The sequence below is a fragment of the Janthinobacterium sp. PAMC25594 genome, from assembly GCF_019443505.1.
In the GTDB taxonomy this organism is placed as follows: Bacteria; Pseudomonadota; Gammaproteobacteria; order Burkholderiales; family Burkholderiaceae_D; genus Janthinobacterium.
In genome coordinates this window covers 5,489,183-5,514,078 of sequence record NZ_CP080377.1, presented here as the reverse complement: position 1 = coordinate 5,514,078, position 24,896 = coordinate 5,489,183, and the positions used below count along the sequence as shown (strand labels likewise).

The window sequence follows — 24,896 nt, the reverse complement described above, 5'->3', positions numbered from 1 at the left end:
TTATCATTATTGCACGCCACGCAGGGCGGCGATGCGTTGCTCGATCGGTGGATGGGTGGCGAACAGCGCGCCCCAGCCGCCATTGCCGCCGCTGATGCCCAGCGCCTGCATCGATTGGGGCAGTTCGCCCGGCGGCACGCCGCCCAGGCGGGCCAGCGCATGCATCATCGGCGTCGGGCTGCCCAGCAGCTTGGCGGAACCGGCATCGGCACGGAATTCGCGCTGGCGCGAGAACCAGGCGACGATGATGGAAGCAAGCAAGCCAAAGATGACTTCGCACACCATCACGGTCACAAAGTAACCGATGCCGCGTCCGCCGCCTTCGCGATTGTTATTTTTCAACAGCACATTGTCGACAAAGAACCCCACGACGCGGGCCATGAAGACGACAAAGGTATTCACCACGCCCTGGATCAGGGTCAAGGTCACCATGTCGCCGTTGGCGACGTGGGCGATTTCATGGCCCAGCACGGCTTCGACTTCATCGCGGTTCATGCTCTGCAGCAAGCCGGTGGAGACGGCCACCAGCGCCGAATTCTTGAACGCGCCCGTGGCAAACGCATTCGCGTCGCCTTCGTACACGGCCACTTCCGGCATGCCGATGCCGGCCCGCTCGGACAGGGCGCGCACGGTATTGACCAGCCACAATTCCGTCGACGAGGTGGGGTTGTCGATGACGCGCGCGCCCGTGCTCCACTTGGCCATCGGTTTGCTGATCAACAGCGAAAAGATCGACCCTGTAAAACCCACCACCAGCGAAAACATCAGCAGGCTGCCCAGGTTCAGGGTGCTGCCCCGCGCCGGATTGCCCACGCCCAACAAGCTGAGGACGAGCGACAGCACCAGCATCACGGCCAGGTTGGTTGCAATAAAAAGGACGATACGTTTCATGGGCGATGGCTCCAGATGACTATATATGACAAGAATAACTAAAAGATAAGAACGAAGGGGCGTATTTTCAAGCCCGCGCCGCAGGCGCAGGCCGGCCGCGCCCTAGAACCAGTCGTGCCAGATGGGCGTGACGTTGGCAGGCAAAGGCGGCAGCATGGCAAAATCCACGCGCGACTCGTCCGGCGCATGGAAATCCGTGCCGCGCGAGGCGAGGAAGCCGTAGGCGTTGGCCAGCTGCGCGTATTCCGGATACTGGTCCGGACTATGGCTGCCCGTGACGACTTCGATGGCCACGCCGCCGAGTTGCTTGAATTCATCGAACAGCACGCCTTGTGCCATGTCGCTGAAGCGGTAGCGGCCCGGATGGGCGATGACGGCCACGCCGCCCGCGCCACGTATCCAGCCCACGGCCTCGGCCAGGGTGGCCCAGCGGTGCTCGACGTAGCCCGGCTTGCCTTCCGACAGGTATTTCTTGAACACGTCAGGGATGTTCGCGCATTTCCCCGTTTCCACGATGTAGCGGGCAAAGTGCGTGCGCGACATCAAATCCGGGTTGCCGACAAATTTCAAGGCCCCTTCATAGGCGTCGGGGATGCCGGCCAGGTCCAGCTGGCGGGCGATTTCGCGGCCGCGCGCGTCGCGCCCCGAACGTGTCTGGTGCAAGCCCTGCACCAGGCCCGGATTGTTTTCATCGACTTGCAAGCCCACGATGTGCACGGTCTGGCCGGCCCAGGTGATGGAAATTTCCACGCCGGCCACGAAGCGCATGCCCAGGTCCAGCGCGGCCGCGCGCGCGGCGGCGACGCCGGACACTTCATCGTGGTCCGTCAGCGCCCACACGTCGACGCCAGCCTTGCGCGCGTGCGCGGCCACGGCGGCCGGTGACAACACGCCGTCGGAGATATTCGAATGACAATGCAGGTCGACTTTAAGCATGTGAAAACAATACCCTGCACGGGCTCAGCATGGAAGAAGTTTTCATTGTACGCTGCTTGCCCGATAAGGAAGTCGCGTTAGCGACACAGTTGTGCCAGCACATTACTGCGCCAGGAAGGTTTCCACCAGGCGCGCCAGCTCCGCCGGCTGGTCATGGTGCAGCATGTGGCCCGCATCCGCCATCATCTCGCAGCGCACATCCTTGATGCAGGCCAAACGCCGGTCGATTTCAATGCGCGCCTCTTCCTTCGGCCCCATCCATTGCCACATATTCGTGTCATCGGCCTCCACCCACAGCACGGGCGCCGTGATGCGGCGCCAGCATGCCATCACTTCTTCCACCTGGTACAGGATGGGATTGACCCGCTTGTGCCGCGGGTCGCCCAGGATGTCCCACTCGCCCGCCTCGTTCTGCGCCGACCAGTGCTCGGCCAGGAAGGCCGCGCGCGCGTCGGGCAGGCGCGGATTGGTCTTTTGCAGGCGCTCGGCCACGGCCTGTTGGCTCGGATAGCTGCGCATGGCGGGCGGCTCGCGCAATTCAGCTAGCCACTTGGCGTAGCGGCCCGGCGCCTGCTCGGGCTTCGTCGCCATCATGCCGAAGCCTTCCAGGTTGATGAAGCGGCTGATGCGCTCGGGCCGCACGCCCGCGTACAGGCCGGCCACGTTGGCGCCCATGCTGTGGCCGAGCAGCTTGACGGGCGCGTCCGGCGAATAATGCAGCAGCATGGCGTCCAGGTCGGCCAGGTAATCGGGGAACCAGTAGGTGTCCGATTGCGTGTAATCGCTCAGGCCAAAACCGCGCCAGTCGGGGGCGATCACATGCCAGTCGCCTTGCAATTCGTCGACGACGAACTGGAACGAGGCGGCCACGTCCATCCAGCCGTGCACCATGAACAGGATGGGCGCGCCTTCGCGGCCCCAGTGGCGCACATGCGTGCGGGCACCGCGGATGTTGATGAATTCGGAACGGGAAAGTTTCATGGGTTTCATCTGATTGCCTGCCTTGAAAGTAGCGCGGATGGCGCCACATGCTGTGTCTGTAAATAGTGCGAGTATAAAAGTACGACCGTTCGATTATTATACCGGATTGGCGGTCGGCGCCAGGACTTGCCCTGCAACAGCGTAAAATAGCGTACACAGTAGGTAAGCAAATCAGTAAAACTTCCGCGTCCGGCCAGCCCGGCGCTTCCACCACCGCCACAGGCTAACGATGACACTCTACCAATTGGGCGCCGATGCGCCACAGATTGACGCTTCCGCTTTTGTTGCCGACACGGCCAACGTGATCGGCAAGGTGACGCTGGAAGCGAATACCTCCGTATGGTTCGGCGCGACGCTTCGCGGCGACAATGAACGCATCACCGTGGGCGCCAACAGCAATGTGCAGGAAGGCGCCGTACTGCACACGGACCCCGGCTACCCGCTGGACATCGGCCAGAACGTGACCATCGGCCACCAGGCGATGCTGCATGGCTGCACGATCGGCGATGGCGCCCTGATCGGCATCCAGGCCGTGATCCTGAACGGCGCGAAGATCGGCAAAGGGTGCCTGGTCGGCGCGGGCGCGCTGGTCACGGAAGGCAAGGAATTTCCCGACAATATGCTGATCATCGGCTCGCCGGCGAAAGCCGTGCGGACCCTGACGGCAGACGATATCACCAGGCTACAAGGCAACGCCGTGAACTATGTGCAACGCGGCCAGCTATTTAATACGCAACTCAAGAAGATTGGATAAGAGAATGACGACTGAAACCACGGGCGCGGTCAGCGCAGCTGTTAGCGGCCAGGATACCCTGCAAAAATTTATTTTCGACAACGCCGCCGTGCGCGGCCAGTTCATCGACGTTTCCCACACCTGGCAAGAAGTGGTGTCGCGCCACGCCTATCCGGCGGCCGTGAAAAAAGTGCTGGGCGAAATGGTGGCCGCCGCCGCCCTGCTGTCGGCCAACCTGAAATTCAACGGCTCCATCATCATGCAAATCCACGGTGACGGTCCCGTGCGCCTGATGGTCGTCGAATGCGATTCCGACCTGCGCCTGCGCGCCACGGCCAAGCTGGACCCGGACGCCGCCATCCCCGACGTCGCCACCGTGCCGCAATTGCTCAACGCCACGGGCAAGGGCCGCTTCATCATCACCCTGGACCCGGCCGACAAGGTGCCGGGCCAGCAACCGTACCAGGGCATCGTGCCGCTGGACGGCGACGACATGGCGACCGTGATCGAAAACTACATGTTGCGTTCGGAACAGCTCGACACGCGTCTGTGGCTGGCCACGGACGACAGCGTCTCGCGCGGCCTGCTGCTGCAAAAGCTGCCCCACCATGGCGGCAAGGCCGAAGCGACGCCTGTCTCGGAAGAAGTTGCATTGGATACATGGCACCGCGCCGTGATGCTGGCGTCGACCCTGAAAGAGGAAGAAATCCTCGCCACCGACATCGAGACCCTGATGCAGCGCTTGTTCTGGGAAGAAACCATCCGCGTCTTCGACCCGCTGCACCCAAGCTTCCATTGCAGCTGCACGCGCGAAAAAGTGGGCAATATGCTCAAGATGCTGGGCGAGGAAGAAGTCAACGGCACCCTCGACGAAGTGGGGAAAGTGGGCGTGAACTGTGATTTCTGCGGCCAGCACTACGAGTTCGACAAGGTCGATTGCGCGCAGCTGTTCATCACGGATGCGCCGGCAGAGGTCTTGATTCCGCCAGCCGCGAGCATTAACTAAGCATTACAGTTTCGCAATGAATCTGCCGCGCCGCCCTTGAGGCGGCGCCATTGTTTCCACTGTCATCGTTCCGTCATCAGTACGTCATCAGCCCGTCACGCGCCGCCGTTACGCTGCGCAGCTTGTATTACTTCCCACTTTCCACAGGCTGATGATGACCACCCACTTGACGCTGGCCCTGCGCCGCCATTCCTTCCATGTTTTGCTGGGCGCCTGCGCCGCTGGCTTGAGTTTGCCTGCCCTGGCGCAAACGGCCGTGGCCGCCGCCGTGGCCGCCGCCACTACCGACATGGGAGCCTCTGCTGCCCCGGCTGCCGACGACAACGCACCGATGGCCACCGTGGAGATTTCCTCGCGCAAGACGCGTTCTTCAGTCGCCCTGAGCAAGAATGAAATCCAAAAAATCCTGCCCGGCACGAATCCCCTGAAAGCCTTGCAAACCTTGCCTGGCGTCAGCTTCCAGACGGCCGATCCATGGGGCAACAACGAACAAAACCTGTCGCTGTTCGTGCATGGCTTTTCCGGCCAGCAACTCGGCTACACCATGGATGGCGTGCCGCTCGGAGACCAGCAGTACGGCAACTACAACGGTCTGTCGCCGCAGCGCGCCGTGATCAGCGAAAACGTGCGCAGCGTCGTGCTGTCCTCGGGCGCGGGCGACCTGGCGACGGCCTCGACCAGCAACCTGGGCGGCACCATCGAAACCTATTCCAGCGACCCGCTGGCCACGCAAGGCGCCAGCGTGCAGCAAACGGTGGGCAGCCACCGCACCTCGCGCACGTTTGCCCGCTACGACACGGGCGCCTTCGGCGACGGCAGCAGCGCCTATTTTTCCATCCTGCACCACGAAGCGCGCGCCTGGGACTTCGATGCGCGCCAGGGCGGCGACCAGTTCAACGCCAAATACGTCAACCGCAGCGAAGCGGGCAAGCTGACCCTGTTCTTCAATTACTCGGACAAGATCGAGCCGAACGAAGACAGCACCGTGCACGTGAAGGGCGAGACGAGCGCACCGTACACGCGCCCCTTCCTGTATCCCGACTTCAAGGCGGCCCTCAATTACCTGTCGCCGACGGGCGCGACGCCGGCCGCCGACGGCAACAATTACCGCAATTACTACAGCGACGCACAGCGCACCGATTACCTGGCGTATGCCAAGTTCGACGCCAACTTGTCCGATGGCATGACGTGGTCGAACCAGGTGTACTACCACAAGGATGACGGCGCGGGCGTGGTGGCCGGCCCCATCGGCGTGGCCGGCTTGCCGGGCCTGTTCAGCGTGTACTACCCGAAACAGAACCTGAAACAGGTGTTCGGCAACTCGGGCTACGCCGTGCGCACAACGGAATACGACATCAAGCGCGGCGGCTTCCTTTCCACCTTGCGCAAGGAAATCGGCAATCACCAGCTGGAAGCGGGCCTGTGGCTGGAACACAACCGCTCGTCCGCCTACCGCCGCTGGTATGCGCTGGACGTCAACAACCCGACCTCGCCGTATGACCGCCCCAGCAATCCTCTGATCACGCAGTACGGCAGCGAGATCGACAACAAGGTGGTGCAGCTGCATTTGCAGGATGAATGGCGCATCCGTCCCGATATCGCGCTGCAGGCGGGCTTCAAGTCCAGCCTGCAGTTTGCCGACGGCCAATTCCCCGTGCAGCCAGCCAATGGCGCCATTGCCGGCGGCTCGACGGCCTTGCCGGTCGGCACCATCAACACGAAAAAATGGTTCCTGCCGCAAGTGGGCGCGCGCTGGGACTTCACGCCGCAAGACCAGCTGTACTTCAATATCCAGAAAAACATGCGCCAGTTCGTCACCTATGGCGGCGGCGGCGCCTCGCCATGGAGCTTGTCGAGCCAGGCCGCGTTCGACCTGTTCAAGCGCGATGCCAAGCCGGAAACGGCCCTCACCTATGAAGTGGGCGTGCGCGGCAGCCACCCATTGAACCTGGGCGCCATCACGGCCATCGATGGCCAGGTCAATGTGTACCACGTCGATTTCAGCAACCGTTTGCTGCAGATCAGCCCCACGCCCGTGATTTCCTCCATCATCGGCGGCAACCCCGTGCTGGCCAACGTGGGCAGCGTGCGCACGGACGGCATCGACATCGCCGGTACCGTGCACTTTGGCAACAATTTCTCGTTCTACAATGCCCTGTCGTACAACCGCTCGCAGTACGCGGACAACTACAACAATGGCGCCGCGCTGGTGCTGACGGCCGGCAAGAACGTGCCCGGCTCGCCGGAATGGCTGAACAAGTTCGTGGCCTCGGCTACGTTTGGCGATATCGAAGTGCAACTGACGGGGGACTATGTGGGCAAGCGCTACGCGACGTACACCAACGATTTATCGGTCCCCAGCTATTTCCTGATGGGCCTTGGCGTGTCGGGCAAGCTGCCGGCCATGGCCAGCTGGCTGAAAAACCCGCGCTGGCGCTTGAACGTCAGCAACCTGGCCAACCGCGAGGGCTCGCTGAACGTGGTGGTGGGCGCGGCCGACAAGACGTACAACACCTTCCCCATCGCCCCGCGCCAGGGCTTTTTGACCCTGACGGCGGATTTCTGATGCGCGCGCCGCATCTCGCCCCTGTGCTGCCGCAACGGCACTTTTCGCGCCGCAGCTTCGTCCAGGCAGCAGCCGGCGGCCTGGCCCTGGCCGCCGCACCGGGCTTTGCCGCCGGCCTGCTGGCTCCGCCTCCCGCGCGTCCGCTGGTGTTCGCCCACCGGGGCGCCAGCGCCCTGCGCCCCGAGCACACGCTGGCGTCGTACGCCAAGGCAATCCTCGATGGCGCCGATTACGTCGAGCCGGACCTGGTCGCCACGCGCGACGGCATCCTCGTGGCGCGCCACGAAAGCAACCTGATCGACACCACCGACGTGGCGCGCCGGCCTGAATTTGCCAGCCGGCGCGGCAAGAAGATGGTCGACGGCGAATGGCACGACGGCTGGTTCGTCGACGACTTTACGCTGGCGGAACTGAAAACCCTGCGCGCCATCGAACGCTTGCCGAAAGTACGCACCGGCAACACCTTGTACGATGGCCAATTCCAGATCCCCACGTGGGAAGAAATCATCGATTTTGTTGCAGCGCAATCTGCCGCCAGCGGCCGCGTCATCGGCCTCGTGCCGGAGCTGAAAAGTTCCACCTATTTCCGCGATGCGGGCCTGGCGCTGGAAGACCGTTTCCTGTCGACCATGCTGGCACACGAATACACGCGCCGCGCGCCGATCGAAATCCAGTCCTTCGAAGTGGCCAATTTGAAGTACCTGCGCGAGAAGCTGGGACGGCGCGCCAACGTGCGCCTGATGCAGCTGGTGGTGGGCGGCGAGGTGCGCCCCATGGATGTCGTCAAGGCCGGTGGCAAGCTGACCTTCGGGCAGATGACGACGCCGGCCGGCTTGCGTGACATCGCCGCCTACGCGGACGTGGTGGCGCCGCCCACGCGAGGCGTCATCGCGTTGGGCGCCGACCAGCGCCTGGCTGCGCCCACGACCATCGTCGACGATGCGCACCAGGCGGGCCTGCTGTTGCACACGTGGACCTTCCGGCCAGAAAACCGTTTCCTGGCGGCCGACTTCCGCGATGGCAATGGAGAAAATGCGCGCAACGAAGCGGGATCCGTGGCGGAAATGCGGCGCTATATCGAAACGGGACTGGACGGCTTTTTCAGCGACGATCCGGGCCTGGGACGCATCGCCGCCGGATAAACATTTCGTAACAATTTTAATTTCAGGGCGTGGCCGACAGCTACGCCCTTATTATTCGTTTCTTGAATTTCTGAAATTGGAATTTGAAATTGGACGCATATCGCAAACTCCATTATTGTGCAATGCAACAACAGACCATTCATGGAGGGCATATGTCCACTTTTACCAACACCTACAGCAACGACAACGACAACTACTTCAGCAACCTGGGCCGCGCCACGCGCGCCTTCCTGGGCGCCCTGCTCGCTTCCAAGCCGTACAGCGAACTGGCACAGAAGGAAGTCATCACCACGAACACCAGCAGCGCCGAAGAACAGCGCTATGTGCGCCCAAGCAAGCGCGACATCGCCCTGCTGAACTCGGAAGCGGCCCGCTACGAGCACCTGATGCCGAATCTGGCCTCGGAATTGCGTTTCCTGGCCTCGCGCGGCTAACTCAATATACACGAAAGGATTTTTATATGATGATTCTCGAAACCGCACTGATCGCCGTAGCCGTCGTCGTTACCGGCATCCATTTCTACCTGATCTCGACCGGCAAAGCCCGTTTCTAATCAGCAAGCAGCAAGGTAGTAGCAGTCATAAAGTGATATGTCAGCCTGGCAATCGGTCCAGGCTGGCAAGCGGGAAGTCGTACTATCTTAATGTGGCGCAGCAGCGTCCACCGGTGTTTCCAGCAGTGGCGGGGTCTGGCCCTTGCGCACGATCTGCACGAAAATCTCATTCTGTTTGACCATGCCCAGCTCATAGCGGGCACGCTCCTCGACGGCACCCGTACCATCTTTCAGGTCGCGCACTTCGGATTCGAGCTTGGCGTTTCTCGCCTTCAATTCCATATTCTTCTTGTTGGCCTGCGCCACTTGGGCTTCCATGTCGGCAACACGCAGCCAGCCGCCTTTACCCAGCCAGAGGGGAAATTGGATCAGCAGCAGCAGGGCTGCCAGGGCGAGCGTAATCAGGCGCATGGGACATTCAGTTAACAAACCGGCCGGATATCTCCGGCCGGCCAGTGGGTTTTACATCAGCTTACTTCAGATTATAGAACGCATCGCGGCCAGGGTAGCTGGCGATGTCGCCCAGGTCTTCCTCGATACGCAGCAGCTGGTTGTACTTGGCCATGCGGTCCGAACGCGACATCGAGCCGGTCTTGATCTGCAGGGCGTTCGTGGCAACGGCGATATCGGCGATGGTCGAGTCTTCCGTTTCGCCCGAGCGGTGCGAAATGACGGCCGTGTAGCCGGCGCGCTTGGCCATTTCAATGGCAGCGAAGGTTTCCGTCAGGGTGCCGATCTGGTTGATCTTGATCAGGATCGAGTTGGCGATGCCCTTCTGGATGCCTTCTTTCAGGATCTTGGTGTTGGTGACATACAGGTCGTCGCCGACCAGTTGCACCTTCTTGCCCAGTTCCGCCGTCAGGATTGCCCAGCCGTCCCAGTCGCCTTCATGCATCGCGTCTTCGATCGAGATGATCGGGTACTTGTCGCACCAGGTCGCCAGCAGGTTGGTGAACTCGGTGGCCGTCAGGCTCAGGCCTTCGCCTTCCATTTCGTACTTGCCGTTCTTGTAGAACTCGGACGCGGCGCAATCGAGACCGATGGCGATCTGCGTGCCTGGCTCGTAGCCCGCTTCTTCGATGGCCTGGATGATCAGCTTGATGGCTTCTTCATGGTTGGCCAGCGATGGCGCGAAACCGCCTTCGTCGCCCACGTTGGTGTTCAGGCCCTTCTTGTGCAGGATCTTTTTCAGCGTGTGGAATACTTCCGCGCCGTAGCGGACGGCTTCCTTGAACGACGGGGCGCCCACGGGAATGATCATGAATTCCTGGATATCCAGGTTGTTGTCGGCGTGTGCGCCGCCGTTGATGACGTTCATCATCGGCACTGGCATTTGCATGGCGCCCGAACCGCCGAAATAGCGGTACAGCGGCAAGCCCGCTTCTTCGGCGGCAGCCTTGGCCACGGCCATGGAGACGGCCAGGATGGCGTTGGCGCCCAGGCGCGATTTGTTTTCCGTGCCGTCCAGGTCGATCAAGGTACGGTCCAGGAACGCCTGTTCATTGGCGTCCAGGCCCATGATGGCTTCGGAGATTTCGGTGTTGATGTTTTCGCATGCTTGCAGCACGCCCTTGCCGAAGTAGCGCTTGGCATCGCCATCGCGCAATTCCACGGCTTCGCGCGAACCGGTCGAGGCACCCGACGGTACGGCCGCACGGCCCATCACGCCCGATTCCAGCAACACATCGCATTCGACGGTCGGATTGCCGCGCGAGTCCAGGATTTCGCGACCGATAATATCAACAATAGCACTCATGTCATTCTCCAAAGTTAAGCGTAACAGGGGCTGCACACTGCGTTCTGATGCGCAATTGCACAAAGGGGGCAAAGAAACTCCCGGCGGGAACCATCTGGCCGGGAGCTGTCTTACGGGTAATACTGTCGCAAGCGACCCGCGTTATTCCGCGGCGGCGTTGGCTTCCTTGTGCGCCAGCGCTGCCTTGATGAACGAGGTAAACAGCGGATGGCCGGTGCGTGGCGTCGACTTGAACTCGGGATGGTATTGCACGCCCATATACCATGGGTGGGCATTTTCACCCGTGCGTGGCAATTCCATGATTTCGCACAAATCTTCGCTTGGCGTGCGGGCCGAGACGATCATGCCAGCCGCTTCGACACGGGCCAGGTAGTGATTGTTGGCTTCGTAGCGATGACGGTGACGCTCGGTCACCACGCTGCCGTAGATCTCGGCAGCGAGGGTGCCCGGATTGACGGCGCAGGTCTGCGCGCCCAGGCGCATGGTACCGCCCAGGTCCGAGTTTTCATCGCGCAACTCGACTTTACCATCGTGGTTTTGCCACTCATTGATCAGTGCAACGACAGGTTGATCCGTATCAAGGTCGAACTCGGTCGAATTCGCGTTCGGCATGCCTGCCTTGTTGCGCGCGTATTCGATCAGGGCCACTTGCATGCCCAGGCAGATGCCCAGGTAAGGGATCTTGTGCTCACGGGCAAACTGGGCCGCCTTGATCTTGCCTTCCACGCCGCGCTTGCCGAAGCCGCCCGGTACCAGGATGGCATCGTACTTGGCCAGGTTCTCGCAACCGGTCGTTTCGATTTCTTCCGAATCGATGTACTCGATGTTGACGCGGCTTTCCGTGTGGATGCCGGCGTGGCGCAACGCTTCGATCAGCGACTTGTACGACTCGGTCAGCTCGACATACTTGCCGACCATGCCGACGGTCACTTCCGCCTTCGGGTGCTCCATCGTGTAGATCAGCTTGCTCCAGATCGACAGGTCGGCCGGTGCCGGATCGAGGTCCAGCGCTTCACAGATGATCTTGTCGAGGCCCTGGTCGTGCAGCATTTGCGGCACTTTGTAGATGGTGTCGACGTCCCATACGGAAATGACGGCATGCTCTTCGATATTCGAGAACAGCGAGATCTTCGCGCGCTCGTCTTCCGGGATGGCGCGGTCGGCGCGGCACAGCAGCGCGTTCGGCATGATGCCGATTTCGCGCAGCTTTTGCACCGAGTGCTGGGTCGGCTTGGTCTTCAGTTCACCGGCCGAGGCGATGTAAGGCACCAGGGTCAGGTGGACGAAGGCCGTGTTCTTGCGGCCGGCGCGCAGGCTCAGCTGACGCGCCGCTTCCAGGAAGGGCAACGATTCGATATCGCCGACGGTGCCGCCGATTTCGCACAGGGCCACGTCGTAGCCTTCGGCGCCACGGCGGATGTAATCCTGAATTTCATTGGTGATATGCGGAATCACCTGCACGGTCTTGCCCAGATACTCGCCCCGGCGTTCCTTGCGGATCACCGATTCATAGATCTGGCCAGTGGTGAAGTTATTCACCTTTTTCATGCGGGTGGAGATGAAGCGCTCGTAGTGACCGAGGTCGAGGTCGGTTTCGGCCCCGTCGTCGGTGACGAATACTTCACCGTGTTGCATAGGGCTCATCGTGCCAGGATCGACGTTGATATACGGGTCGAGCTTGAGCATGGTGACTTTAAGGCCGCGCGATTCGAGGATCGCGGCGAGGGAGGCGGCGGCAATCCCTTTTCCAAGGGAAGACACAACGCCACCAGTGACGAAGACAAATTTGGTCATTGCAGATGGTGCCGAACGGCACGTGCGGGAAATTGAAATTATACACTAAAGCCCGCCTGCGTCGCCCCCCGCGCGTGGAAATTTGCGCCAAATGCCGACGATCACCCCCGCTCCTGCGGTCTACGCACAACAAAATTACTCAATAGTAATAATTAAAATATTTTCAATTCCTTAATTTGTGTGGGCGAGCGAACAGACCCTGCCGCGCCCTGGCCGCAGACTGGGATTTTTCAACAGGAGGTCCACCATGAGCTACGAAGAACGCGACGCCTACGGCATGTATGTCAACCGCGGCCACAAAGGCCCCGGCCCTGAACTGATGGGTGCCGACACCCTGATCGGCGACCATGTGCACAACGCCAAGGATGAACACCTGGGCGAAATCAAGGAAATCATGATCGACATGCGCAGCGGCAAAATTGCCTACGCCGTCATGTCGCACGGTGGCGTCTTCACCATCGGCGAAAAGCTGTTCGCTGTGCCCTGGGAAGCGCTGCTGCTCGACACCGTCAACAAGCGCTTCACGCTCAACGTCGACAAGGAACGCATCGAAAACGCGCCCGGCTTCGACACGGATAACTGGCCGAACATGGCGGACCAGGCGTGGGCCAATTCGATCCATAGCTACTACGGCACCACGCCACGCGAGTATTAATTAAGCAAAAGCGCGGGGCTGAGGTCTGCTCTAAAACCGGTACTCCAGCCCTGCCACATACGTCCTGCCCCGCGCCGTGCTCAGCGGCGTGTTGTCCTGCGACTGCGACGGCATCGAGTTCAGCCGGTTCAGCGCTTCCGAGAAATCCTTGTTCATGGCGTTCTGCACGGACAGGCGCAGGAACAGGTTCTTGCTGACCTGGTAACTCGCATACAAGTCGATCACGGCCGGGATCTTCGGATTCTCGGCCTTGAGCACTTCGCCCGTCGCTTCATCGGCTTCATTCTCCGGCGACAGGCGGCGGTTCGAACCCGTGTGCTTGAGGATGGCGCCCACTTCCAGCTTGTTGTCCAGCAGGCGCGTGCCCACGTCGAGGTTGTAATATGTGCTGGGCAAGTCGCCGATGTCGGCCGCGCCAAACCACGCGCTGGCGATCGAGGTGGGCTGGCTGGTCTTGTCGCGCGTATACGACAGGCGCGCATACGTGGCCCCCAGCTGGTACTGCGCTTCCAGTTCCCAGCCGCGCGCGTGCACGGGCGTGGACGAGTTGATGTAAATATACATATTCGTCACGTATTCATCCACATTCTTCCAGTCATTGGCGAGCACTTCCGCGATATTGCACTTGCGGCCGCTGTCGCACACAAGAAAGGACTGGCTGGTGATATAGCCGTCGATCTTGCTCTTGAAATACAGGGCCTTGAAGTTCAGCACGTCATTCTTGCTCAGCAAGCCATGCAGGCTGGAATTGAAGCCCAGCTGGTAGGTGCTGGCCCGCTCGCCTTTCAAAAACGGGTTCATCGAGGCGCCGCCATCGTTGGAAAAGAATACTTCCTGCGGATTCGGTCCGCGCATGGTGCGCTCGGCGCTGGCAAACGGCTGGAACCACGGCGTCACTTGCGCGGAAACGAGCAGCGATGGGTTGATGCCATGCTCCTTCAGCGCAATGTGCGACGCCCCCTGCGGGAAACACTGCACGCGTAGGTCGCAAGCGGGTTTGTAGCCGGTCAAATCAAAGTGCGTGGTGTTCAGGCCCGCGTTGACCTGAACAATGCCGCGGTTGTATTGCAAGCCTGCATACAGGCTGCTGATCTTTTGCACGCCTTCGGGGCCGAACGTGTTGTTTTCAATCGATTGCTGGTTCGCGTCCCGGTTGTCCGGGTCGTTGACCAGGCTTTCCACGTGCTTGCTGTACTTGTTGCGCATCAGCTTGCCGCCGATGGTCACCAGCGCATCGCCACCGGCCAGCTTGAAACTGCTGGTGTTGTTGATGTCGAAGGCGTCGGCGCGGTTGGCCGCATTCGTATTGATGAAATTGGTCAGCGCTTCGGGCATGTATTTCTGGTTGCCACGGCTGCTGCTGGCCACCACATTGAGGTCGATTAACTCCGAAAACGGCGTGTAGTGATATTTGACGTAGTAGTCATTGCTGCGGATATCGCGGCGCGTAAACGTGCTGCGGTAGTCGCGCGCCGTCAGCTCCAGGGCGTGGAAGTCGCTCAATTTGAGGTCCAGCTTGAGCAGTTGCGACTTGGGCTTTTGCTTGTAATAGCGGTTGTAGCCGAAACCGAATTCCTCGCTGTTGACGCCCTTGGCATTCTTGTAGTTGTTGCCGATCACACTCGCGCTGGTGGCCGCCATGAAGCCTACGCTGCCGCCATCGAAGGCCGGGTTTTTCATGGCCACGGCCAGCATGGCGCTGCGTCCCACGCCATTATTTCCGCTCCACATCTTCGTGCGCGCACCCACCTTTTCACCGGCGAAGACGACGTCATCGACGCCGATGGTGCGAAAATTGGCGCTGCCGGCCAGCGCATTGACGCCGTCGCCACCGACGATATTGCCGCGCGACACATCCACGCCGATGATGAAGTTCGGGTCGATCAGGGCGCCGAACTGGCTGCTGGGCACGCCGCCGTGCGACACGGACGAGGGCGCGCTGCCATAGTAATTCTGGCTCACGCCATCGACCATCATGTTGACGCGGCCCAGCCCCGACAGGCCGCGGATGTTGACGCTGACGGCGCCCTGCGCCGGATCGATCTGGGTAAACGTGCCCGGCATGCTGCGCACGATCTGGTCCACGCTCTGCAAGCGCGTGTCCGCGCCGCGCGCGCTGACGGCGCCCGGTTTTTCCAGCGCCTGCTGTTCCGCCGGGACAGTTTCACCCGATACATTCAGCGGCGAAAACGCGACCTTGCCGTCGCTACTCTCTTGCGCCCATGCCTGCTGCGCCAGCAACGCCATGCAAACGCCCACGGCCCGCGTCATTGTCTTGATATGCATACACCCTCGATTTGTTATGTAATTGAAAAAATGCGAAAAATCAGCTGGCGCCGTGGCCGCTCTCGGCATCGAGCTTGAACGACACGGGCAAGGTCACCGTCACTGTGCCCTGGCGCAATACGCTGGCGGGCGGCGCCGGCAACGGTTGCGCGCGCTCAAGCACTTGCAGCGCTTCGCGGTCAAGCAGCACCGTGCCCGATGACGTGATCAATTCGCTGGCCAGCAGCTTGCCGTCGCGGTCCACCTGGAAGCGCACCCAGGCGGCGCCGGCCCGCTTGCGCTGGCGCGCGTCGCCCGGATAGCGCTTGAAATGGGCCAGGTGGCCGAGCACCCGGCTTTGCCAGCTGGCCGGCGCCGCGCTGGCGGGCGGCGTGTCGCTGTCGAACGGCGCCGCCTGCGGACCGCGCACCGAACTTGGCGCCGGCGCGGCGCTGCTGCTGGCCTGCGCGGGCACGGACGCTTCCTTGGCGGCATCCTTGCCGGGATCAGGCGACGGACCGGTTTCTGCCTTCGCCTCTTTTTCCGCCGCGACGATCTGCGGCGCGGCGGCACGCGCCAGCACGGGCAGCGCCTCTTGCCGGATGGTGCTCTTTGGCGGCCGGGCGGCGCTGGAGGCGGCCGACTGGCGCGCCCCGACCGCTGCCGCCTGTTGTGTCTCCGGCGACATCGCCTGCGCGGCAAACACCAGCATCACGCTGGCGGCCGGATTAGCGGGCGCGACGGTGACGGGCCGCCAGGCCGCCCACAACAGCAGGGCCAGCGCGGTGGTCACCACCAGCGACGTGGCGATGCCCCAGCTCAATACCGGACGCGGACTCACCCGCCCTCCCGGCCCACCAGGCCCACTTTCAAATAGCCGGCCTGGCGCAGGACATCCATCACGCCCAGCACGTCTTCATACGCGGCTTGCTTGTCGGCCTGGAAAAACAGCGTGCGCTGGCGGTCGCCGCCCGTCTCGGCATCGAGCAGACGGCCCAGTTGCTCGCGCGCCACGGGAGCTACGCCCAGGTACAGGCTGTGGTCCGCTTTCAGGGAGACGAACAGGGGCTTGTCGGGACGCGGCTCGGGCTTGGCTGTGGCGGCCGGCAAGTCGATTTTCAGGTCGACGGTGGCCAGCGGCGAGACCACCATGAAGATGATCAACAACACCAGCATCACGTCGATGAAGGGCGTGACATTGATCTCACTCAATTCCGGCATGTCGGCCGTATCGTCGTCTTGGGAAGGAAACAGGGACGCCATGGTTCAGGCCTGCTGGCGCGTGTCGAGGTCGCGGCTGAGCATCAGCAGCACTTGCGCGGAAGCGGCGCGCAGCTGCGCCTTGTACTGATTGATGCCACGGCTCAAGACGTTATAGATGACGACGGCGGGAATCGCCGCCACCAGGCCCAGCGCTGTCGCCAGCAAGGCTTCCGCGATACCGAGTGCCACGGTCGCCAGGTTCGTGCTCTGGCTGACGGCGATGCCGATAAAGCTGTTCATGATGCCCCACACGGTGCCGAACAGGCCGACGAAGGGCGCCACGGCGCCGATGCTGGCGAGCAGACCGATGCCTTGCGTCATGGCGCGCACCTGGTGGGCGATTAACTGTTCCTGGCGAAAGCCGGCCCGCTCCTTCAGGGCCGCCGCCGACGCGCTGGCGTGCGACAGATGCAGTTCCTGCTGCACATCATCGAGCAACTGTTGCGCCAGCACAGACGCCCCGCTCTTTGCGGCAGCGTCCGGCAAGGACGTGGCCGTCTTCAGCACGGCGACGGCCAGCGCCGCTTCGCGCCGCGCTTGCAGCAAGCTGGCGCCCTTCACCAGCAAGACCACCCAGGTGGCCAGCGCGGCGATCAACAGGCCGATGAGCACGCTTTTGACGACCTGGTCGGCGGCAAAAAACATGCCCAGCGGCGACATGTCGTGCGGCAAGGTGGACGCTTGTGCGCCGGAATGAAAGATGGAAAGAAACACGCCGCCGGCAGCGGCTTTGATACAGGAAATACGCATGGAAGCTTCAACAGGTAAGAAAAAATCGGACGGACTACCTGGCTGCTGCGAAGAGGCTTGCTGGGGAAGAGTGCCGGGCTGAACGCCCGGCGGAGATACAAGGAATTACTTTACGCTGGCGATGGCGGGCGCCGCCACCGGCGTGTACCACACAAAATCCGCCTGCGGCGCCAGCACCGTGGCCCCCTGCGGCGCCAGCACCAGCACCAGCGGCGCGGGACCGCCCGTCAAGTCTTGCACGTGCAGCGGCACGCCCAGGTCCTTGTGCGCATGATAGGCGCCGGCGATCAGCACGGCGGGCGCGGGCGCGGCCAGCAGGCGCTCGGCCATGCGGCGGTCGCGCTGTTGCTGCACCGACAGCATGGCGGCCAGGCGCGGCGCGTCGATCTGGTTATCGTGCATGACGCGGATGATGTCTTTCAATTTATCATGCACCTTGCCATCGTTGGCCAGGTTCGAATGCTTGCCCTGCACGGCCGGCTGGTCGATAAACATTTGCTTGATTTCGCTGCGGTCCAGGTTGGCCGACCAGACGGGATATGGCGCGCGCATCACCGTCATGACCAGGTCGCCATATTGCGCCCACTTCCAGCTCGGCTGCCAGGCCAGCAGTTCGGCCACGTGTTCGGGACGCACGATGGGGTCCGTCTGCAGCCACGGCTTGACCTTGTCCACCTTGGCTTGCTGGTCCGGGTTCAGCATTTCCAGCAGCACGCTGCCTTGCGGACGCTGGCCCTGCAATTGCTGCAGCAGCCATTGCTCGATCTGGTGATGGCTGAGCTGGTCATGCTGCTCGCCGACGATCACGCGCGGCGCGGCGGCCAGCCGGGCCAGCAATTGCTCGGCAGTCACGCGCTGGCCGCTGCGCAGGTCGACGATCTCGCCCAACTGGCGCACGTCCTGCGCCGTGGCGGCGGAGGCCGTGCCAGTGGCGGGCGCGACACTGCTGCAGGCGCTCAGGGCCAGCACGCAGGCGGGCAGGACGGCGGCGAGGGACAAGGGGAATTTCATGGCAGGGCCTTTCGGGTCTGAGCACGCATTGCAAAATAACTACTGGCGGGCATTTTAATAGAAATGATTCTCATTTACAACCACTGCACGATGCACCATGCGGAATTTTTTATAAGCGGCAAAAAATCAACATGGTGCTTCGGTGAAATCCCCGGGCGCGGAGTAGAATAAAAAAAACGGAGGATTCGCGTGAATCAAACTGACCAGTTGGCGATACTGAAAAAACCGCTGCCAGACTCTCTTGCTGCCGTACTTTCCCTGATCTTTGCCGACCGCTTTTCCATGACGCAAGCCATGCGCGCACACCATGGCCGCGACGAGTCGAGCTATCCCCCCATGCTGCCCGATGCCGTCATCTTCGCCCATTCCACCGAGGAAGTGGCGGCCGCCGTGAAGCTGTGCAGCGCACACGACGTGCCCGTCATCGCCTATGGCAGCGGCACTTCGCTCGAAGGCCACGTGCTGGCCCTGCATGGTGGCGTGACGATTGATCTGTCGCAAATGAACCAGATGGTAGCCGTGCATGCTGAAGACTTGACGGCCACCGTGCAGGCGGGCGTGACGCGCAAGCAACTGAACGAGGAAATCCGCGACACGGGCCTGTTCTTCCCCATCGACCCGGGCGCCAATGCGTCGCTGGGCGGCATGGCGGCTACGCGCGCCTCGGGCACGAATGCCGTGCGCTACGGCACCATGCGCGAAAACGTGCTGGCCCTGACGGTGGTGACGGCCGATGGCCGCATCATCAAGACAGGGACCAGGGCGAAAAAATCCTCGGCCGGCTACGACCTGACGCGCTTGTTTGTCGGTAGCGAGGGCACCCTGGGCATCATCACGGAAGTGACCGTAAAACTGTATCCGCTGCCCGAAGCGATCTCGGCGGCCGTCTGTTCGTTTCCCGGCACGGGCGAGGCCGTCAGCGCCGTGATCCAGACCATCCAGATGGGTATTCCCGTGGCGCGGGTCGAGTTTCTCGATGAAAACGGCGTCAAGGCCATCAACGCCTACGACAAGATGGCGCTGCCGGAAAAACCCTTGCTGCTGTTTGAATTCCACGGCACGCCGGCCAGCGTGGCCGAGCAGGCGCAGCTGGTGCAAGCCATCACGGAGGAACACGGCGCCAGCGATTTTGAATGGGCCAGCCGTCCCGAAGACCGCTCGCGCCTGTGGGCCGCGCGCCACAATGCGTATTTCGCCCTGCTGCAGATGCGCCCCGGCAGCCGCGCCATTTCCACCGATTGCTGCGTGCCGATTTCGCGCCTGGCCGAATGCATCCTCGCCACCAAGGCCGATTGCGAGGCGCAGGGCCTGGTCTACGCCATCATCGGCCACGTGGGCGACGGCAATTTCCACGTGCAGATGCTGGTCGACCCCGATGACCCGGCCGACATCGCCCGCGCGGAAAAGGTCAACAGCGACATGGTCACGCGCGCCATCGGCATGGACGGCACCTGCACGGGAGAACATGGCGTGGGCATGCACAAGATGGCTTTCCTGGTGGAAGAACATGGAGAGGGCGCCATCGACACCATGCGCGCCGTGAAACACGCGCTCGATCCGAAGAACATCATGAATCCGGGGAAGATCGTGCGCTGGTAATCAGGCCGTCAATTCCATGCGCATCGGCACGAAAGCGATGCCGCCCGTCTCCACCTTCGGTCCCGTGGCGACAAAGCCCAGGCTTTCATACAGGGGCAAGGCGTAGGCCGAGGAGTTGACGGTAAACGCCGTCACATCGCCCCTGGCCAGCGACGCGTCGCGGGCCGCCTGCCACAAACGGCGCGCCATGCCGCGCCGGTGCAGGGTGCGCGGCACGAACATGTGGAACAGATGCGTGTTGTCGCGCATCGCCACCACGCCAGCCAGCACGCCGTCGATATGCGCGAGCTGGTAGGCGTAATTGGGCAGCGACAGATAGTTTTCGATGGCCGGCTGGCGGCAATGTTCGATGAATTTTTCCGCCCCCGCGCCATCGGGGTGCAGGGTCAGGAAAGGCATGAGGTCGTCGATCAGCGCAACGATGGCGGGCGCGTCGGCGACCAGGGCGGGACGCAGGGTGATGGTGGGCAAGGGTTGATTCATCCAGTAATTTTGCCATATCCCGCCACTGCCCGGCGATTCAGCGCTTCAATTCAGCAGATCAATTTACCCAAAACAATTTACGCAGCATGGCCATGCCTGTGGGCGCATGGTCCATGCCTCTCTGCACTGGTCCTGACAGGTAGCGCAGCAAGGGCGACACGGGGTGGCGTGCCGTGATGGGCTGACAGCCGGCCAGCCTGACCGGTCCGGTTTTCGGCACCAGCACTTCGTTGCGCTGACGGTGAAACAGGCTGGCAACATTCAAGCCTTGCTTGTCCGCACAAATGCTGCTGAAGAGCGATTCGAACAGGCTGGCATTGGCAGGCGCGGCCAACAACTGTTTGCCTTCCAGCACCGGCAGAATATGCCCGAGCAGCGTTTCCCAGGCACGGAAGTCCCGTTCGCTCAAGGTTTCGGGGAAAACACTGCTGCGTTGGCCCGGATGGGCAATCCACTCTTCCTCGTCATCCGTTTCCGCCAGTACCAGTTGGCGCAGCTTTTCGCTGCTGTTAACACCCGCCAGCAGCAAACCATGGGCGCGCCGCAGCGCGGCTGGATCGCGCACACGCAAAGCTGGCGTGCCGGGCCCGTTGTCGAATGCGGCACTCAGCTCGGCGGAGGCCTCCAGAAAATAATGATAGCCGAGCAGCCACTGCACATCGCTCTGGTCGACACGAAAGCGCGCTTCCAGCTGGTAATGCCGCTGGTAATATTGCTGCGTTCGGCTGTCCGCCCCGCTGTCTTCCTCGTCTGGCGCGCCGATCACAGGCCGCTTGGGAATGGCAAACATATATTGCTCTTCCGGCGTCAGCGTACCGTCGCCATTCAAATCGCTGCCCCAGGTGGCGGGCACCAGCAGCAAGCCGTCGTCCTTGCTACGCAACACGATTTTCTCCAGCACCCGCCGCGTCGTCCGCAATTCATCGCGCAAGGCGGCAAAGGCGACGCGCAAGCCTTCCTGATCCAGCTGCTGCAGCGATAATTGTCCTTGCTGCTCCGGCGGATAATGGTCGGCCAAGCGCAGCAATCGTTTAGCGGTGGCAATGTCGCGGCAGAGTACCCAGGCTTGCTGTGCCTGCGGCGTCGCGACCGGCTGCGCTTGCAAGTTGCCGGCGCAGCTGTGCGCCATGCCTGCCGCGCTGGTGAAATCGGGCGCGGCGGCAAGCGCCATATTGCAAGAAAAGCAGATCAGGACAAGGTGGCAGTAGCGGGAAATGGCGTGCATGCACGGCTCCTGGAAGTGGATGAATGGGTGACTCCAGCTTAATCACCCGCTTGCAGCGAGCCTTAACAAAATGCAAGCTTGTATCTATTCACACTCCACGAGCATCAAGGTTTCAACAAAAATCCCGGCTGCTGGTCCGCAACCGCCCCAGAAAATGCGACATGTCGACCAGGCGCTTGGCCACCAGGTTGCGCACGATGCCCTCCCTTTGCCACACGCCGTACACGCCCAGCAGTGGCGCGCTCAGCACTTCGCGCCGCTGGCTTGCCACCAGGTCGGGCCAGACGATGACGTTGACGGTGCCCGTCTCGTCTTCCAGGGTCATGAAGATGACGCCCTTGGCCGTGCCCGGCCGCTGGCGCACGGTGACGATGCCGCAGGCGCGCGCCAGCTGGCCATGCGTGTAGCTGGCCAGCGTCGCGGCGGGCAGAAAGCGTTCCTCCAGCAACTGTGCGCGCAGCAGCGCCAGCGGGTGGCGGCCCAGGGTCAAGCCTTGCGCGCGGTAATCGCTGACGATGCCCTCCCCTTCCGTGGGCGCGGCCAGCACGGGCAAGTCTTCCTCTGGCGTGGTGGCGCGCAATAAATCCCTGTCGGGCACGGCGCCGGCCGCCTGCCACAGCGCCGCGCGCCGGTGGCCGGCCAGCGCATGCAGGGCATTGCCGGCGGCCAGCACCTGCAAATCATGGCGGTCCAGGCCGCCACGCCGCGCCAGGTCGGCCACGTCGGCGAAGGCGGCGATGGCGCGCGCATCCTCGATGCGTTGGGCCGCCTCCGCGCGCATGCCGAACAGGCTGTTCAAGCCCAGGCGCACGGCGGGCGCGGTGCCTTCCGCAGTCTCTTCCAGCGTCGCTTCCCAGCCGCTGACGGCCACGTCGACGGGCAACACTTGCACGCCATGCCGGCGGCCATCCTGCACCAGTTGCGAGGGACTGTAAAAGCCCATGGGCTGGCTGTTGAGCAAGGCGCACAGAAAGGCGGCCGGTTCGTGGCATTTCAGCCAGGAACTGGCGTACGTCAGCAGCGCGAAACTGGCCGCGTGCGACTCGGGAAAACCATATTCGCCAAATCCCTCGATCTGGCTGAAGATAGCCTCGGCAAATACTTTCTCGTAGCCATTGTCCACCATGGCATCGACGATGCGGTCATGGTAATTGTTCATGCCGCCCTTGCGCTTCCAGGCCGCCATGGCGCGCCGCAACTGGTCCGCTTCGCCAGGCGTGAAATCGGCGGCGATGATGGCCACCTGCATCACTTGCTCCTGGAAAATCGGAATGCCCAGGGTACGCCCCAGCGCCTTTTCCAGGCCCTTCGGATACTCGACCGGTTCTTCCTGCTGGCGCCGCTGCAGATACGGATGCACCATGCCGCCCTGGATGGGACCGGGACGCACCAGCGCCACCTCGATGACGAGGTCGTAGAATTCACGGGGACGCAGCCGGGGCAGCATGCTCATCTGCGCGCGCGACTCGATCTGGAACACGCCGATGGTGTCGGCCTGGCACATCATGTCGTAGGTGGCGGGGTCTTCGGCGGGAATATCCTGCAAACGAAATTCCTCGCCGCGCCGTCCACTCACCAGTTCCAGGGCACGGCGCAAGGCCGACAACATGCCCAGCGCCAGCACGTCGACCTTCATCAAGCCCAGCTCTTCAAGATCGTTCTTGTCCCACTCGATGACGCTGCGTTCGGCCATGCTGGCGTTTTCAATCGGCACCAGGCGTGACAATTTTCCCTGCGCGATGACAAAGCCGCCCGGATGCTGCGACAGGTGGCGGGGGAAGCCCAGCAATTGTTGCGCCAGCCCGGCCCACTGCTGCGACAATGCTGCTTCCGGGTCCAGCCCGCATTCGGCCAGGCGTTCCAGCAGATCGCGCTTGCCGTCAAACCAGCGATGCGCCTTGGCCACTTTTTCCACGATGGCCAGGTCGATCCCCAGCGCCCGGCCGCTGTCGCGCAAGGCGCTCTTGGGCCGGTAGCTGATCACCACGGCCGCCAGCGCGGCCCGCTCGCGGCCGTATTTGCCGTAGATATATTGGATGACCTCTTCGCGCCGCTGGTGCTCGAAATCGACGTCGATGTCGGGCGGCTCGTTGCGCTCGCGCGACATGAAGCGCCCGACCAGACAATTGCCCCGTGCCGGGTCCACTTCCGTGATGTGCAGGCAATAACAGACGGCCGAATTGGCGGCCGAGCCCCTGCCCTGGCACAAGATGTTTTGCGAACGGGCAAAGCGCACGATGTCGTACACGGTCAGAAAGTACGCTTCATACGACAACTCGGCGATCAGCTCCAGCTCCTGCTCGATCTGCTGCTGCACGTTGGCCGAAATACCCAGCGGAAAGCGCATGCGCGCGCCCGCATACGTTTCCTCGCGCAGATAGGTCGCCGGCGTGTGGCCGTGCGGCACCAGCTCGTCGGGATAGTCATAGCGCAAGCTGTCGAGCGAGAACGTGCACAGGCCCGCGATGCGTACAGTCTCCGCCAGCGCTTGCGGCGGATACACATTGGCCAGGCGCAAGCGTGCGCGCAGATGCTGCTCCGCATTTTGCGCCAGCGCATAGCCGCACTCGCCCACGGGTTTACCCACGCGTATCGCGCACAAGGTGTCGAGCAAGGGCTTGCGTGAACGCACGTGCATGCACACATGGCCGACGGCCACCACGGGCAAGCCCAGCGCCTGCCCCGCGTCCTGCACGGCACTGCGGTGCGCGTCGTCCTGTGCCCGCTGCAACAGGCTCAGGCCGATCCAGCTGCGCTCGCTGCCAAAGGTGGACGCCATCCACTCTCCCTGCGCGCGCACGCTTTCCGGCGAGGCCGGATAGCTGGGCAGCAAGATCATCAGGCAGCCGGGCAGCCCCCGCAAATGGGCAAACTGCGCCGATGGCGCGGCGAAATCATCGGGCGTCAGCAGATAACGCCCCTTGGCCGCCCGCGTGCGCGCCATGGTGATCAGTTCCGACAAGTTGCCGTATCCATCGATATCGCGCACCAGCGCCAGCAAGGACAGCGCCGGACTGTCGTCGGCCTGCGTCAAATGAAAATGCGCGCCGATAATCAGGGGAAAACCGGCCCGCTTGGCCACCGCATGGGCACGCACGACGCCGGCCAGCGAACACTCGTCGGTGATGGCCAGCGCCTTGTAACCGAGCTGGACAGAGCGCGCCACCAGCTCTTCCGCATGCGAGGCGCCATGCAGGAAGCTGAAATTACTCAGGCAATACAACTCAGCATACTCGGGTAAGACTGCGCCCCACATGATCTACCTCAATACTGTATATAAACACAGT

Annotated in this window: 21 protein-coding genes; 7 read left to right on the top strand and 14 right to left on the bottom strand. The window is 62.3% G+C overall.

What is annotated here, in order from left to right:
• Positions 1-6: 6 nt before the first annotated feature.
• The 3 genes from htpX to KY494_RS24770 form a co-directional block, all read right to left on the bottom strand.
• Entirely contained in the window at positions 7-891 is an 885-nt protein-coding gene (gene htpX / locus KY494_RS24780; protein WP_219136851.1) for a protease HtpX, read from the bottom strand.
• Positions 892-993: 102 nt separating this feature from the next.
• On the bottom strand, positions 994-1,827 hold the full coding sequence (locus KY494_RS24775) for a 3',5'-nucleoside bisphosphate phosphatase (protein WP_219888559.1): 834 nt from the start codon (positions 1,825-1,827) through the stop codon (positions 994-996).
• Between the two features lie 102 nt (positions 1,828-1,929).
• On the bottom strand, positions 1,930-2,808 hold the full coding sequence (locus tag KY494_RS24770) for an alpha/beta fold hydrolase (protein WP_219888558.1): 879 nt from the start codon (positions 2,806-2,808) through the stop codon (positions 1,930-1,932).
• 229 nt (positions 2,809-3,037) lie between these two features.
• On the opposite strand from KY494_RS24770, the gene KY494_RS24765 reads away from it, so the two are divergent.
• From KY494_RS24765 to KY494_RS24745, 5 genes are all read left to right on the top strand, one after another.
• Complete coding sequence (locus tag KY494_RS24765) at positions 3,038-3,562, top strand: gamma carbonic anhydrase family protein (protein ID WP_219136854.1); 525 nt, start codon at positions 3,038-3,040, stop codon at positions 3,560-3,562.
• 4 nt (positions 3,563-3,566) lie between these two features.
• Complete coding sequence (gene hslO / locus KY494_RS24760) at positions 3,567-4,547, top strand: Hsp33 family molecular chaperone HslO (RefSeq protein ID WP_219888557.1); 981 nt, start codon at positions 3,567-3,569, stop codon at positions 4,545-4,547.
• Positions 4,548-4,698: 151 nt separating this feature from the next.
• Positions 4,699-7,113: a TonB-dependent receptor gene (locus KY494_RS24755; RefSeq protein WP_258194421.1), complete on the top strand. Its 2,415-nt coding sequence runs from the start codon at positions 4,699-4,701 to the stop codon at positions 7,111-7,113.
• Between the two features lie 23 nt (positions 7,114-7,136).
• A complete protein-coding gene (locus tag KY494_RS24750; protein WP_375143495.1) occupies positions 7,137-8,255 on the top strand; it encodes a glycerophosphodiester phosphodiesterase in 1,119 nt (372 codons plus the stop codon).
• A gap of 152 nt (positions 8,256-8,407) precedes the next feature.
• Positions 8,408-8,689: a hypothetical protein gene (locus KY494_RS24745; protein ID WP_219888555.1), complete on the top strand. Its 282-nt coding sequence runs from the start codon at positions 8,408-8,410 to the stop codon at positions 8,687-8,689.
• Positions 8,690-8,895: 206 nt separating this feature from the next.
• On the opposite strand, the gene ftsB is transcribed toward KY494_RS24745, so the two are convergent.
• From ftsB to KY494_RS24730, 3 genes are all read right to left on the bottom strand, one after another.
• The gene (ftsB, locus tag KY494_RS24740; RefSeq protein ID WP_219136859.1) at positions 8,896-9,219 is read right to left on the bottom strand and encodes a cell division protein FtsB; all 324 of its coding nucleotides are present in this window, start codon (positions 9,217-9,219) and stop codon (positions 8,896-8,898) included.
• Between the two features lie 61 nt (positions 9,220-9,280).
• A complete protein-coding gene (eno, locus tag KY494_RS24735; RefSeq protein ID WP_102123247.1) occupies positions 9,281-10,564 on the bottom strand; it encodes a phosphopyruvate hydratase in 1,284 nt (427 codons plus the stop codon).
• Between the two features lie 141 nt (positions 10,565-10,705).
• A complete protein-coding gene (locus KY494_RS24730) occupies positions 10,706-12,358 on the bottom strand; it encodes a CTP synthase (protein ID WP_219136860.1) in 1,653 nt (550 codons plus the stop codon).
• Between the two features lie 247 nt (positions 12,359-12,605).
• On the opposite strand from KY494_RS24730, the gene KY494_RS24725 reads away from it, so the two are divergent.
• Positions 12,606-13,013: a PRC-barrel domain-containing protein gene (locus tag KY494_RS24725; protein WP_219136861.1), complete on the top strand. Its 408-nt coding sequence runs from the start codon at positions 12,606-12,608 to the stop codon at positions 13,011-13,013.
• Between the two features lie 30 nt (positions 13,014-13,043).
• Here KY494_RS24725 and KY494_RS24720 read toward each other — a convergent pair whose 3' ends face one another.
• The 5 genes from KY494_RS24720 to KY494_RS24700 form a co-directional block, all read right to left on the bottom strand.
• Entirely contained in the window at positions 13,044-15,299 is a 2,256-nt protein-coding gene (locus KY494_RS24720) for a TonB-dependent receptor domain-containing protein (protein ID WP_219888554.1), read from the bottom strand.
• A 40-nt stretch (positions 15,300-15,339) separates the two neighbouring features.
• Positions 15,340-16,119, bottom strand: coding sequence for an energy transducer TonB (locus KY494_RS24715; RefSeq protein ID WP_219888553.1), 780 nt, complete (start codon positions 16,117-16,119; stop codon positions 15,340-15,342).
• On the bottom strand, positions 16,116-16,541 hold the full coding sequence (exbD, locus tag KY494_RS24710; protein ID WP_219888552.1) for a TonB system transport protein ExbD: 426 nt from the start codon (positions 16,539-16,541) through the stop codon (positions 16,116-16,118). The genes KY494_RS24715 and exbD overlap by 4 nt, the downstream gene beginning before the upstream one ends.
• 3 nt (positions 16,542-16,544) lie before the next feature.
• Positions 16,545-17,291: a tonB-system energizer ExbB gene (gene exbB, locus KY494_RS24705; protein ID WP_219888551.1), complete on the bottom strand. Its 747-nt coding sequence runs from the start codon at positions 17,289-17,291 to the stop codon at positions 16,545-16,547.
• Between the two features lie 105 nt (positions 17,292-17,396).
• Positions 17,397-18,302 (bottom strand): ChaN family lipoprotein, encoded by a 906-nt coding sequence (locus KY494_RS24700; protein WP_219888550.1) that lies wholly within the window; start codon positions 18,300-18,302, stop codon positions 17,397-17,399.
• A 189-nt stretch (positions 18,303-18,491) separates the two neighbouring features.
• Here KY494_RS24700 and KY494_RS24695 point away from each other — a divergent pair, with 189 nt between their 5' ends.
• A complete protein-coding gene (locus KY494_RS24695; protein WP_258194419.1) occupies positions 18,492-19,901 on the top strand; it encodes an FAD-binding oxidoreductase in 1,410 nt (469 codons plus the stop codon).
• On the opposite strand, the gene KY494_RS24690 is transcribed toward KY494_RS24695, so the two are convergent.
• The 3 genes from KY494_RS24690 to KY494_RS24680 all read right to left on the bottom strand — a co-directional run bounded on the left by KY494_RS24690 (position 19,902) and on the right by KY494_RS24680 (position 24,865).
• The gene (locus KY494_RS24690) at positions 19,902-20,384 is read right to left on the bottom strand and encodes a GNAT family N-acetyltransferase (RefSeq protein WP_258194417.1); all 483 of its coding nucleotides are present in this window, start codon (positions 20,382-20,384) and stop codon (positions 19,902-19,904) included.
• A gap of 58 nt (positions 20,385-20,442) precedes the next feature.
• Positions 20,443-21,609 (bottom strand): hypothetical protein, encoded by a 1,167-nt coding sequence (locus KY494_RS24685; RefSeq protein WP_219888549.1) that lies wholly within the window; start codon positions 21,607-21,609, stop codon positions 20,443-20,445.
• A 112-nt stretch (positions 21,610-21,721) separates the two neighbouring features.
• Entirely contained in the window at positions 21,722-24,865 is a 3,144-nt protein-coding gene (locus tag KY494_RS24680; RefSeq protein ID WP_219888548.1) for an error-prone DNA polymerase, read from the bottom strand.
• Positions 24,866-24,896: the final 31 nt, after the last annotated feature.

What these genes read in the sequence shown, in the direction of transcription:
- ftsB (WP_219136859.1), bottom strand. Translation starts at nt 9,219, where the DNA reads ATGCGCCTGATTACGCTCGCCCTGGCAGCCCTGCTGCTGCTGATCCAA.
- KY494_RS24680 (WP_219888548.1), bottom strand. Translation starts at nt 24,865, where the DNA reads ATGTGGGGCGCAGTCTTACCCGAGTATGCTGAGTTGTATTGCCTGAGT.
- KY494_RS24745 (WP_219888555.1), top strand. Translation starts at nt 8,408, where the DNA reads ATGTCCACTTTTACCAACACCTACAGCAACGACAACGACAACTACTTC.
- KY494_RS24755 (WP_258194421.1), top strand. Translation starts at nt 4,699, where the DNA reads ATGATGACCACCCACTTGACGCTGGCCCTGCGCCGCCATTCCTTCCAT.
- KY494_RS24720 (WP_219888554.1), bottom strand. Translation starts at nt 15,299, where the DNA reads ATGCATATCAAGACAATGACGCGGGCCGTGGGCGTTTGCATGGCGTTG.
- KY494_RS24690 (WP_258194417.1), bottom strand. Translation starts at nt 20,384, where the DNA reads ATGAATCAACCCTTGCCCACCATCACCCTGCGTCCCGCCCTGGTCGCC.
- KY494_RS24730 (WP_219136860.1), bottom strand. Translation starts at nt 12,358, where the DNA reads ATGACCAAATTTGTCTTCGTCACTGGTGGCGTTGTGTCTTCCCTTGGA.
- KY494_RS24775 (WP_219888559.1), bottom strand. Translation starts at nt 1,827, where the DNA reads ATGCTTAAAGTCGACCTGCATTGTCATTCGAATATCTCCGACGGCGTG.
- exbD (WP_219888552.1), bottom strand. Translation starts at nt 16,541, where the DNA reads ATGGCGTCCCTGTTTCCTTCCCAAGACGACGATACGGCCGACATGCCG.
- KY494_RS24725 (WP_219136861.1), top strand. Translation starts at nt 12,606, where the DNA reads ATGAGCTACGAAGAACGCGACGCCTACGGCATGTATGTCAACCGCGGC.
- eno (WP_102123247.1), bottom strand. Translation starts at nt 10,564, where the DNA reads ATGAGTGCTATTGTTGATATTATCGGTCGCGAAATCCTGGACTCGCGC.
- exbB (WP_219888551.1), bottom strand. Translation starts at nt 17,291, where the DNA reads ATGCGTATTTCCTGTATCAAAGCCGCTGCCGGCGGCGTGTTTCTTTCC.
- KY494_RS24770 (WP_219888558.1), bottom strand. Translation starts at nt 2,808, where the DNA reads ATGAAACTTTCCCGTTCCGAATTCATCAACATCCGCGGTGCCCGCACG.
- KY494_RS24700 (WP_219888550.1), bottom strand. Translation starts at nt 18,302, where the DNA reads ATGAAATTCCCCTTGTCCCTCGCCGCCGTCCTGCCCGCCTGCGTGCTG.
- htpX (WP_219136851.1), bottom strand. Translation starts at nt 891, where the DNA reads ATGAAACGTATCGTCCTTTTTATTGCAACCAACCTGGCCGTGATGCTG.
- KY494_RS24685 (WP_219888549.1), bottom strand. Translation starts at nt 21,609, where the DNA reads ATGCACGCCATTTCCCGCTACTGCCACCTTGTCCTGATCTGCTTTTCT.
- KY494_RS24765 (WP_219136854.1), top strand. Translation starts at nt 3,038, where the DNA reads ATGACACTCTACCAATTGGGCGCCGATGCGCCACAGATTGACGCTTCC.
- hslO (WP_219888557.1), top strand. Translation starts at nt 3,567, where the DNA reads ATGACGACTGAAACCACGGGCGCGGTCAGCGCAGCTGTTAGCGGCCAG.